Origin of the sequence: Salinivibrio sp. MA427 (genome assembly GCF_001996115.1) — a bacterium.
GTDB lineage: Bacteria > Pseudomonadota > Gammaproteobacteria > Enterobacterales > Vibrionaceae > Salinivibrio > Salinivibrio costicola.
The window spans coordinates 1-10584 of sequence record NZ_MUFH01000069.1; the positions used below are offsets into that span (position 1 = coordinate 1).

Here is a 10584-nt window from a genome sequence, read left to right on the forward strand (position 1 = left end):
GCTGTGGATCTGTCCGACCTGGTGTGAGGTCCCCGATGACACGGCAGTCAACGTGATGCTGGATCCTGGACTCGCCTTTGGCACCGGCTCTCACCCAACCACGGCTCTTTGTTTAGAGTGGCTTGATAGCTTGGATCTAAACGGAAAAACCGTGATTGATTTTGGCTGTGGCTCAGGCATTCTAGCCATTGCGGCTATCAAGCTGGGCGCTGAGCGGGTCATTGGCATTGATATCGATCCCCAAGCCCTGCTCGCCTCCAAGGACAACGCTGAGCGTAATGGTGTTGCCGATCAACTGCACCTGCATCTCCCGAAAGACCAACCGGCCGATCTGAAAGCAGATGTGGTCGTGGCCAATATTCTCGCTGGCCCACTCCGTGAGCTTTCTGGCGTGATCAAAGGGCTGATCAAACCAAATGGTCAACTAGCGATGTCTGGCGTTCTCGATTCTCAAGCCGAAGACGTTGCTAATCACTATCGCGATCGTCTCGATATTAACCCGATCGTCGAACGTGAAGAGTGGTGCCGGATAAGCGGCCAGTTGCTCACTTAATCGGTCAGATCGTCGCGCTATGAGCTTGCCGCACAAGTAACTTTTGTCGGTAAGCCATGGTTGACGTGCTACTTGAAATGCTTGATTAATCAGCGAAACGCGGCTGATACAAAAAGTGCGAGAAAAATCAAGCCATCAATGCTCAAATATTGTCCTTTTCAGACGCAGCAAAAATGCGTAAAATGCGCGCCCTTGCTGACTCAGAGCGGCTGAAGAGGATTTAGAGCTTTTGCGTATCGGACCTTACACCCTGGATGTCCCTTTGATCGTCGCCCCAATGGCCGGCGTGACGGACCGACCATTTCGTGAGCTATGCCTTGCGCATGGTGCCGGTATGGCTATCAGTGAAATGATGTCATCCAATCCAGCATTGTGGCGGACGAACAAATCGCAAAAGCGCATGGTTCATATTGACGAATCCGGTCTGCGCTCGGTGCAAATCGCGGGGGCTGAACCCGAACTTATGGCTGAGGCAGCGCGATTTTGTGTCGAGAACGGGGCGCAAGTGATTGACATCAACATGGGTTGCCCAATGAAAAAGGTCAATAAAAAGCTAGCAGGCTCTGCATTGCTAACTCGACCCGATCTGATTGAGCAAATCCTAACAGCCACGGTAAACGCGGTGGATGTTCCCGTGACGCTTAAAACGCGTACAGGCTGGGATCCGGACAATAAGAACTGTGTAACGATCGCCCGGATGGCGGAAGATTGTGGTATCCAAGCCCTTGCACTGCATGGCCGCACGCGTGCTTGCATGTACAAAGGTGAGGCAGAGTACGACAGCATTAAAGCTGCGAAAGCAGCGGTATCGATTCCGGTGATAGCCAATGGCGACATTGATTCACCAGAAAAGGCCCAGTATGTTCTCGACTATACAGGGGCAGATGCCGTAATGATTGGTCGCCCTGCTCAGGGACGCCCGTGGATTTTTCGCGAAATCCACCACTATCTCACCACAGGTGAGCACTTGCCTGCCCCTTCATTAGAAGAGGTTAGGACGATTTTGTTGGGTCATGTTCAAGAGCTTCATCAATTTTATGGGGAGCTCAAAGGATTACGTATTGCCCGAAAGCACGTGGGCTGGTACCTCAAAGAGCATGATCAAATTGGCGACTTTCGCCGCACCTTCAACGCAATCGAAGATGCACAACAGCAGATCGATGCGCTGCAAGGCTACTTCGACAACGTTGCATAAATACGAGAAGAGCTGACAGAATATGTTCGAACAAAACCTGACTTCCGAAACATTGACAGTAACAACTGTAACTTCACAAGATCAAATTACGCAAAAGCCACTTCGTGACTCTGTAAAAGCGTCCTTGAAGAACTACCTCGCGCAATTGAATGGCCAGGAAGTCAACGATCTGTATGAGCTTGTCCTCGCAGAAGTTGAGCAGCCACTGCTGGATACCATCATGCAATACACCCGCGGTAACCAAACCCGCGCAGCCACCATGATGGGCATCAACCGCGGTACATTGCGTAAGAAACTGAAAAAATACGGCATGAACTGATATAAATCACTCATACTATTGAATTTAAAAGGCTTAATCAGGAATGATTAGGCCTTTTCTATCTTTAGTGACACGCATGGTTACACACAAGAAAAAGCTACAAGGTAAGAGAATCTAATCAGAAGTGATATGCCGTATTCCGGTCAGGGGAGAAACATTGAGCGCCTTACAGTACTGAATGAACTCGACTACATCTAAACGCCTTTCACCCTGCTCGACTTTCCCAACAAAAGAGTGTGAGACCTCGAGCCTTTCGGCTAAATCGCGCATGGTCAAACCCTGATCATTTCTTTGCTGTTTCAGCCAGGCAATCAGTTTTAGGTTTTGTGGGGTGTTAAGGGACTTAAACATTGTCCCGATATTAGGTACAAGTTACGATGTACCCAATTCAGGAACAAACAAGAACAAAGAGGATATATGTTTGATTATCTGACATCAGGAGTCATTGGGGGCTGGCTAATGTTTTTTAGCTTCTTGTACGCCCATATAAAACATAGCGATTCTTTCTCTGGAAGTAGTCGAAAATATGAAATAGCCTTGATGCTTTCAACTCTTTTTGGCTCAATCACATTGTTCTACCTGATGTTTATATTTTTCCAAAAAGCGCACTGGTACAGTCCTATTTTACTCTTTATGCTCGGTGGCTTCTTTTATGAGGTTGTATTTCGCTTCTTCATTAGACGTGATCCACTTGTTGTTTCTGCCAGTGCCTTTCTAGGTTGGCCGATAGGCGCTTACTTCTTTTACCAAGCGGTTGAAAAACTATAAGAGCATGTGAATGCTAGGATTTACCATATCGGTAACATTTCACCGACAGGTTACTTAGGATCAGCAAAGGTAGTCGCCAACCTCGATTACCTTAACCTCAGCTAGCCTAAACATTACTAAACATCCAACCTTTAGATTACTTAAGATCTGGCAGCCTTACCATTACTTACCTTGACCATACTTATCATTAAATGACCTTAGCAATACTTAGCACCTGCGGTGCTTTGAGTGCTTTGAGTTTCGTAGCCTTGAAGAACCAAAGTCTTTGGTTTGCTTAGGACGGTAGCCCTTACCCCTAGGCTTGGCTAGATAGCTGATGTGGTAGCTTGCTGCGTCAATTGCCTCATGATCATCACGTTCAAGATTGTGATAAGCCGAACCGCTATGAAGTCCACCAGCATCACCAATAAATACAGAACCGTGGTACTCCCAAATCTCTCTAACCCATTCTGCTAGCTGGTGGTAGTGATTGACCTTGCTGCCATTGAGAATCAACACAAAGTGATAATGCTGGCTCTTGGCTTTTTCCTGCTCTCGCGCCCACGCAAAGCCAAATTCACTTTGGTAGTGTCGCTCAGCTCGCTTTCTAAGTCTGCGGTTGAAGTCGGTGATCAACTTGTTGTTGTCAGTGGGGTATGGCAAGTGAAGATCAAAGCGCCATACAAACACCTTTCTGTGACGGCAAAGCATTTCATCCAGCTCACCGAGTATTGCTTTAAGTATGCCCGTTCTTAATCCGTTTTTTGATGGATTGACCGACCAAATTCTTTCTCGATACTCAAACCATTTTTGTTTAGATACATAAGGCATGGATAGGACTAGTTAAGAAGATAGATATTATTAATTACCTAGCGGCCTGTTAGTAGCCACTAACCCCTAGTGATATGCGCCACATGGGGGTGACCTATAGAAAACTTGATAATTTAGGGGTAAAAAACCTAGTAGTGTTATTCAAGGTCGTTCACCCCTTGGTATGTAAATCTCGACAGGTTAGCAAGTACTAACCTTTTCTTTCCTCAAATACGGCTCCAAAAACCCCTTAACCTGATCCATTTGTAGAGTGGATTCCTTGYGCTTTTGCCGAAGCAAATTAACTTGCTCAACCGCGCTCAAAACAGTTTTAGAGTCTGCCAACCAATAGCGCTTGAAATTGGCAACATAGCCATAAGAACTCCGGTAAGGCTCAAACTTGGATGTAACTTGAATTCCCTTTTTCTTCATGGCTGATACATCGGTATTAAGGCAACTAGTCCAATACTTACCTGTAGCTTCCATGCGTTTAACGTGAGAGAGGCTAGCAACCTGCTGATCTAGGGTGTGAACCCCCATCAGACCTTTACTCAAAAAAGTCATCAAGCACTTTTCTAGCTTGCTTGGTGGCTGGCGTGTTAAGCTGCCATTGCCGGTTTTGGCGCTGCTTAGTTTATTCTGGGTGGCGCTTTTACTTTTCATAATGCCTCCCCTTTATGCTGCTTCTGGCTGCCACTCACCACGAACAAATTGCTCATGGAGATCAGCTCGATAGCGAACACAACGAGGAGTTAGACGTTGGCCTTTCGGATAGCGGCCTTCCTTCTCTGCGTTATAGAGCCATGTACGGCCTACGCCTAATGACTCACAAACTTGCTTGGTGGTAAGGAAACGTTGACTGGAACTGAACATATTGAACCCCTTTAGTTGCTCTTTAACTTTCAGGGTTCAGCTTGCTTGTTTGTATTACCGTTAGGTGGAAGTAGCTAGGTCAGGGATTTTTTATCACTAGCTCGTAAGCCAGGTTTCGCTTGCTCTTAACCTTGGGCTGAAAATTTTTTCCCTCTTCTGAAAACCAGTTTCTAATCGTTTTTTCTGTCGGTGCTTTTTTACCATTGAGAACAAACGCAGCATTTATTTTGTTAGCTAAACTCGCTGACGTGGCCTGTGGGTGCTTTTCCCAAGTATCCTTGGCAATTTCAATACATTTTTGACGATACTGATTAGCATTGTGCCGTCCACTATCACGCTGCTTTTCGGATAGCCTAACCCTCTTTACCGCCAAAGCGACTGAAGGCGCTAAATAATCTACCGCGCAATCAGCTCCAGCCTTCATAAACAATGCGGAAATTGCTTGAAAGCAAGCTTCTACTGCTTCAAGTTGTGGATCGCTCAACCCAATCTTAGGCAACTCATGTTGAATAATTCGACAAGCTTCCATTGCCTCTGGGCTGTTCCAAGTGAACTCAGCCAAATCAATTTCAGCAGCATTAGAAACAAGTTCGCTCAATATTTCATTAACTAGATATTGTTCATCGATCTCTAGCATTACTTACTCCCTCCAAAGCTCACCACGTTGCTAGCCTGCTCACCGCGCTCTAATAGCTTCTCAATGTGTGAACACCAAATTCTGAGTAAGTTAGCTTTACGCTTCATTGCGCTAGAGTTGTTATAGTTCCCCTCAATCCTTGGTAACGCATGACCGAGCATCATTTCAATGGCGTAGTTGTCTGTTTGAAGCTCATTGAGCGCGGTGCTAAAAGTGTGCCTCAGGTGGTGGAATCGAAAGAATTTAGGGTGTTCTTTGAGTGGCTTTTTTGCCCGCTTATACTGATTAGCCTCATCATCACTAATCCAACCAATACGCTGYGACAGCTTCCCACCCCATGCGCTAACCGCTGGCGCTAGCTTTAGCTCACCAAGCAGATAACCGTCTGGGTTATTGGTAACTAGGCTTTCTATAAGCGGATAGATAAACTGTGGGATTGGGCGAACAATATCCCCAGATCCACCAGCTTGCTGTGCTTTCTCTTTGACCTTGTTGTGTTCTGCTGGGCAAGCCCAAACCCTACGCTTTAAATCCCACTCGCTAGACTTGGAAAGCCTTACTTCTTGGGTTCTTGCTCCCATAACTAACAAGATCTGTAACAAGTTTTGATAGTACGGAACCATCTTGCCGTTAAAGCTGAACTCCACCAAATCACGCAACTCATCCCACTCAATGTTTCCCTCACCATCAGGAACCTCAACCGCTGCCCGACTGGATTTTTTCTGCTTGGATGCGCCTATGTCGTCAAAGTCTATGTTAAAAACATCGGCATCAAGTTTGTGTCCCTGTTTCTTTAGGAAACGCAAAGCCTGCTTAAGGTTATTAAGTGTGTAACCGCGAGCCACCGCCCACTTATCATCAGAGCGATGTAAGCAACGAATCCACATCGGTTTAGTGATTTGCTCTAAAGGAAGATCTGCGAGAGTTGGAAGAACGTATTTGCGGAACTGAGCAAAATGCTTCTCTGCGTTAACGCGCTTTCTGGCGTTGAAGTCACTTAGCCAAAGCTCAAGCCCTTGCTTAACGGTTAAAGATTTTAGAGTGTCTTGCTTTTGAATCGCCAGCTCGTTCTTAGGATCTTTGCCTGCTACCAACCACTTGCGACACTCATCCCTTAGCGCGGTAGCTTGAGACAGACTAATCTCTGGATACTTGCCGAGCGTTAACGCTTTGGGGCTGGTGGTTCTGCCTCCTAAGCGATAGCGATAGAGCCAAAGCAAGTTATTATTAGGTCTAACGCTCCTTGATTGCCGCTGTGAGGGCGTTACTCGAACACTTAAACCCATTCCAACGCTGTGAGACTCTGGTTTGCTTAAATCGGCTCTCAGGAGCTTTTTTAGTTTTGTATCTGTGAGTGAAGTTCTCTTTGTCATATCCCTTGCCAGTTACACGCATAGTTACACACAACGAACAGTCTAACCTGGAACAACAAAGAACTAAAGTGAACACAAATCTAACTCAAAACACTGATATAGGAGGTTTTAAAAAGAAAGTGCGAATATTAGAAAAGTTAAAAAAACAACAAATAAACTGATACGGCATGAACTAATCAATCATTGGTTTGGCTGTTATAAAACGGGCTAGCCGTCAATCGGTTAGCCCGTTTTTGTTTTCTCTGATGGTGCAACGCACCTTTCCTTAACAGCATGAGTTGGAATCTTCACTGTCTGCTAGGGTTTCCAATATTGAGCAATGGGTCGCGTCATCGTCGTCCATACCGCAGCAGGCGGCATTTAAACGTGTAAGGGAATGCTTGACCCGCTCAAGCGCAGCTATCTTCTCTGAGACCTCATTCAGGCGCCGCTGGGTGATCCCTTTCACTTCTGCACAGGTGTGTAACGTCGCTTCTTCGCGAATGTCAGACAGCTCGTGAATTTCATCAAGCGATAATCCCATTTCTTTGCCGCGTAAAATGAACATGACTTGGCTAATGGCATCATCGGCATAAAGCCGGTATCCACCCTCTGTACGCGCACTCGGGGCCAGTAGACCGGACTTTTCATAAAAAYGCAGCGTATCGGTGGAGACACCACAGTGCTTGGCTAGCTCACCTATTTGCAGCAACTTGGTCATCACCGCTCCTTTTCATGTTGGATGAACTTTCTTTTTGTAGCAAAGGCGGGCCCTTATGACCAGCGTTGTATGAAAGCAAGCAACGACAGCTGGACAAAAACAATAAAAATGTCGCCATCAGCAAATAGCAATCGATTGCGCAAATAAAATCAGATAGAATGGCGCCGCTTTGACAATTGGCCGTTTAATAAAGTTTACCTATGTGGTTAGCCATGGTGGGCTTTGATAAGCATTCAATCTGTCAGTGAAGAGAGCTAAGCCATGGAAAATCTGCGTCCTATTCGTCGCGCGTTACTCAGCGTGTCTGATAAAACCGGTGTGGTCGAGTTTGCCCAAGCGCTCGCCCAACGCGGTGTCGAACTGCTATCAACCGGCGGCACGGCCCGTTTGCTCGCAGAAAACGGCCTTGCGGTCACCGAAGTCTCCGAGCATACCGGCTTCCCCGAAATGATGGATGGCCGCGTGAAAACCCTCCACCCGAAAATTCACGGCGGTATTTTGGGCCGGCGCGGTCAAGATGATGCGGTGATGGAACAGCATCAGATCGCACCGATTGATATGGTAGTAGTGAACCTCTACCCGTTCGCACAAACCGTTGCCAACCCAGATTGCACACGTGAGCAAGCTATCGAGAATATCGATATTGGCGGCCCAACCATGGTGCGCTCAGCGGCGAAAAATCATGCTGATGTCACCATTGTGGTGAACAACCAAGACTATGATCGCGTGCTCACCGAGATGGATCAGCACCAGCAGTCTTTGACACATGCCACGCGCTTTGATTTAGCCATTGCCGCGTTTGAGCACACCGCGGCCTACGATGCCATGATTGCGAATTACTTTGGCACCCAAGTCCCTGCCTATCATCACGCAGAAGACAGCCAAGACTCGCCATTCCCACGCACCCTGAGCCAACATTGGGTTAAAAAGCAAGACATGCGCTATGGCGAGAACAGCCATCAGGCGGGCGCCTTTTATACTGAAGCCCACCCGCAAGAAGCCTCGGTGGCCACGGCGACCCAACTGCAGGGCAAGGCGCTGTCTTATAACAATATCGCTGACACCGATGCGGCATTAGAGTGCGTGAAAGAATTTGAACAGCCTGCCTGCGTGATTGTAAAACACGCCAACCCCTGTGGCGTTGCTATCGGTGAAGACTTACTCAGTGCCTATCAGCGCGCTTATCAAACCGATCCGACCTCAGCATTTGGTGGCATTATTGCCTTTAACCGTGAGCTGGACGGCAACACGGCACACGCCATTGTTGAGCGTCAATTTGTCGAAGTGATCATCGCACCTCGCGTCAGTGAGGCCGCCAAAGCAGCGGTTGCGGCAAAGAAAAACGTCCGTCTTCTCGAGTGTGGCCAATGGCAAGCGCGCACCACAGGGTGGGATAGCAAGCGCGTCAATGGCGGCTTGTTAGTCCAAGCACGCGACCAAGGCATGGTCGGTTTAGACGATTTGCGTATTGTCACTGAGCGCCAGCCCACAGACAAAGAGCTAAGCGATGCCCTATTTTGCTGGAAAGTGGCAAAATACGTAAAATCGAACGCGATTGTGTATGCCAAAGACAGCATGACCATCGGCGTCGGCGCCGGCCAAATGAGCCGCGTCTACTCGGCGAAAATAGCCGGCATCAAAGCGGCCGATGAGCAGCTCGAAGTGGCCGGTAGTGTAATGGCCTCTGATGCCTTCTTCCCTTTCCGTGACGGCATTGATGCTGCGGCAAAAGCTGGGATCACCTGCGTGATTCAGCCGGGTGGTTCGATGCGTGATGAAGAAGTGATTGCCGCCGCCAATGAGCATGGCATGGCGATGGTCTTTACCGGTATGCGCCATTTCCGCCACTAAGTGGGCGATGAAGGAGAACACATGAAGGTATTAGTAATTGGTGGCGGTGGCCGCGAGCATGCGCTAGCGTGGAAAGCCGCGCAATCATCCAACGTTGAGATCGTATATTGCGCGCCGGGAAACGCCGGTACCGCGCATGAAAACAAGTTGAGTAACATTGCGATCGCAGCTGATGACGTTGAAGGGTTGCTGGCTTTTGCCCGCGAGCAACAGATTGGCTTAACCATCGTGGGCCCAGAAGCGCCACTGGTGTTGGGCGTGGTCGATGCCTTCCGTGAGCATGGCTTGGCAATCTTTGGTCCTACCCAAGCAGCCGCGCAACTTGAGGGGTCTAAAGCCTTCAGTAAAGACTTTTTAGCGCGCCATGGCATTCCTACCGCTGACTACCAAACCTTTGCCAAGGTGGAGCCTGCACTGGCCTACATCGCGGAAAAAGGCGCGCCCATTGTGGTCAAAGCCGACGGCCTTGCCGCTGGCAAAGGGGTCATTGTGGCGATGACCGAGCAAGAAGCGACTGAGGCCGTACGCGATATGCTCTCGGGCAATGCCTTTGGTGAAGCGGGCCACCGCGTGGTCATCGAAGAATTTCTGCAAGGCGAAGAAGCAAGCTTTATCGTCATGGTGGATGGTGAGCATGTGTTGCCAATGGCCACCAGCCAAGACCATAAACGCGCAGGTGAAGGCGATACCGGCCTCAACACCGGCGGTATGGGTGCATACTCGCCCGCCCCTGTGGTCACCGACGCCATTCACCAACGCGTGATGGACGAGGTGATTATGCCCACCGTCAAAGGGATGTATGCGGATGGTGCGCCCTATACCGGCTTTTTATACGCAGGATTGATGATCGCCGCCGATGGGACGCCAAAAGTCATTGAGTTTAACTGTCGCTTTGGCGATCCGGAAACTCAACCGATTATGATGCGTTTGCAATCTGACTTGGTGGAGCTTTGCCTGGCTGGCACGCAAGGACGCCTCAATAAAGTCGATTCTCAGTGGGATCCACGTGCAGCCGTCGGCGTGGTTTTAGCCGCAGGTGGCTATCCAGGAGACTATCGTAAGGGCGATCGTATTACTGGGCTGCCAACCGATAGCGATACTGCCAAAGTGTTTCATGCCGGTACTGCGCTCAACAACGGCGACATTGTCACATCTGGCGGGCGTGTACTCTGTGCAACGGCACTGGGAGAGACGGTAACAGCCGCCAAACAAGGCGCTGACGCGCTTGCYGCTATGATTTACTGGCCAGGCTGCTTTTATCGCAGTGACATCGCCCACCGCGCGGTATCTCGCGAAAAGACTGATTTATCGACTTAATGTTACATCGCGGCATGCCGCATCCAGCAAGCCAGACCCGATAAATGCGCCACCAAGGCGCATTTTTTATATCCGCGGTTTTTACGTGTCGACGAGCTTTTTTGCTTCGATAGGGTTTTGTTCATCGAGCGTCTATGCATCGAGCTTTTATTCGTCAAGTAAGCGAGGGCGCTGCAAACAGACTTTGTTATTATCGACATATACAAGAA

Annotated in this window: 12 protein-coding genes; 6 read left to right on the top strand and 6 right to left on the bottom strand. The window is 48.7% G+C overall.

Annotated features, from left to right (window positions below; all coding sequences use genetic code 11):
- From prmA to BZG79_RS06825, 4 genes are all read left to right on the top strand, one after another.
- On the top strand, positions 1–553 hold a 553-nt coding region (gene prmA / locus BZG79_RS06805; protein ID WP_108743246.1), incomplete at its 5' end, for a 50S ribosomal protein L11 methyltransferase.
- 229 nt (positions 554–782) lie between these two features.
- Positions 783–1748: a tRNA dihydrouridine synthase DusB gene (dusB, locus tag BZG79_RS06810; RefSeq protein ID WP_021024112.1), complete on the top strand. Its 966-nt coding sequence runs from the start codon at positions 783–785 to the stop codon at positions 1746–1748.
- Positions 1749–1770: 22 nt separating this feature from the next.
- Positions 1771–2067 carry a DNA-binding transcriptional regulator Fis gene (fis, locus tag BZG79_RS06815; protein ID WP_021024113.1) on the top strand — a complete coding sequence of 99 codons (297 nt, stop codon included), beginning with the start codon at positions 1771–1773 and terminating at the stop codon, positions 2065–2067.
- Positions 2068–2484: 417 nt separating this feature from the next.
- Positions 2485–2835, top strand: coding sequence for a hypothetical protein (locus BZG79_RS06825; protein ID WP_077774025.1), 351 nt, complete (start codon positions 2485–2487; stop codon positions 2833–2835).
- A 207-nt stretch (positions 2836–3042) separates the two neighbouring features.
- Here BZG79_RS06825 and BZG79_RS06830 read toward each other — a convergent pair whose 3' ends face one another.
- The 6 genes from BZG79_RS06830 to zntR all read right to left on the bottom strand — a co-directional run bounded on the left by BZG79_RS06830 (position 3043) and on the right by zntR (position 7207).
- Positions 3043–3645, bottom strand: coding sequence for an inovirus-type Gp2 protein (locus BZG79_RS06830; RefSeq protein ID WP_077774026.1), 603 nt, complete (start codon positions 3643–3645; stop codon positions 3043–3045).
- Between the two features lie 180 nt (positions 3646–3825).
- Entirely contained in the window at positions 3826–4287 is a 462-nt protein-coding gene (locus BZG79_RS06835; protein WP_077774027.1) for a hypothetical protein, read from the bottom strand.
- A gap of 12 nt (positions 4288–4299) precedes the next feature.
- A complete protein-coding gene (locus BZG79_RS06840) occupies positions 4300–4497 on the bottom strand; it encodes an AlpA family phage regulatory protein (protein WP_077774028.1) in 198 nt (65 codons plus the stop codon).
- Positions 4498–4576: 79 nt separating this feature from the next.
- Positions 4577–5134 carry a hypothetical protein gene (locus BZG79_RS06845; protein WP_077774029.1) on the bottom strand — a complete coding sequence of 186 codons (558 nt, stop codon included), beginning with the start codon at positions 5132–5134 and terminating at the stop codon, positions 4577–4579.
- Positions 5134–6507 (bottom strand): integrase family protein, encoded by a 1374-nt coding sequence (locus BZG79_RS06850; RefSeq protein ID WP_077774030.1) that lies wholly within the window; start codon positions 6505–6507, stop codon positions 5134–5136. The genes BZG79_RS06845 and BZG79_RS06850 overlap by 1 nt, the downstream gene beginning before the upstream one ends.
- Positions 6508–6772: 265 nt before the next feature.
- Positions 6773–7207, bottom strand: coding sequence for a Zn(2+)-responsive transcriptional regulator (gene zntR / locus BZG79_RS06855; protein WP_077774031.1), 435 nt, complete (start codon positions 7205–7207; stop codon positions 6773–6775).
- A 261-nt stretch (positions 7208–7468) separates the two neighbouring features.
- Here zntR and purH point away from each other — a divergent pair, with 261 nt between their 5' ends.
- Positions 7469–9058: a bifunctional phosphoribosylaminoimidazolecarboxamide formyltransferase/IMP cyclohydrolase gene (gene purH, locus BZG79_RS06860; protein ID WP_077774032.1), complete on the top strand. Its 1590-nt coding sequence runs from the start codon at positions 7469–7471 to the stop codon at positions 9056–9058.
- Between the two features lie 21 nt (positions 9059–9079).
- A complete protein-coding gene (gene purD / locus BZG79_RS06865) occupies positions 9080–10375 on the top strand; it encodes a phosphoribosylamine--glycine ligase (protein ID WP_077774033.1) in 1296 nt (431 codons plus the stop codon).
- The last annotated feature ends 209 nt before the right edge of the window (positions 10376–10584 follow it).

Coding starts and splice junctions, on each gene's coding strand:
- purH (WP_077774032.1), top strand. CDS start 7,469: ATGGAAAATCTGCGTCCTATTCGTCGCGCGTTACTCAGCGTGTCTGAT.
- BZG79_RS06845 (WP_077774029.1), bottom strand. CDS start 5,134: ATGCTAGAGATCGATGAACAATATCTAGTTAATGAAATATTGAGCGAA.
- fis (WP_021024113.1), top strand. CDS start 1,771: ATGTTCGAACAAAACCTGACTTCCGAAACATTGACAGTAACAACTGTA.
- BZG79_RS06830 (WP_077774026.1), bottom strand. CDS start 3,645: ATGCCTTATGTATCTAAACAAAAATGGTTTGAGTATCGAGAAAGAATT.
- BZG79_RS06825 (WP_077774025.1), top strand. CDS start 2,485: ATGTTTGATTATCTGACATCAGGAGTCATTGGGGGCTGGCTAATGTTT.
- BZG79_RS06840 (WP_077774028.1), bottom strand. CDS start 4,497: ATGTTCAGTTCCAGTCAACGTTTCCTTACCACCAAGCAAGTTTGTGAG.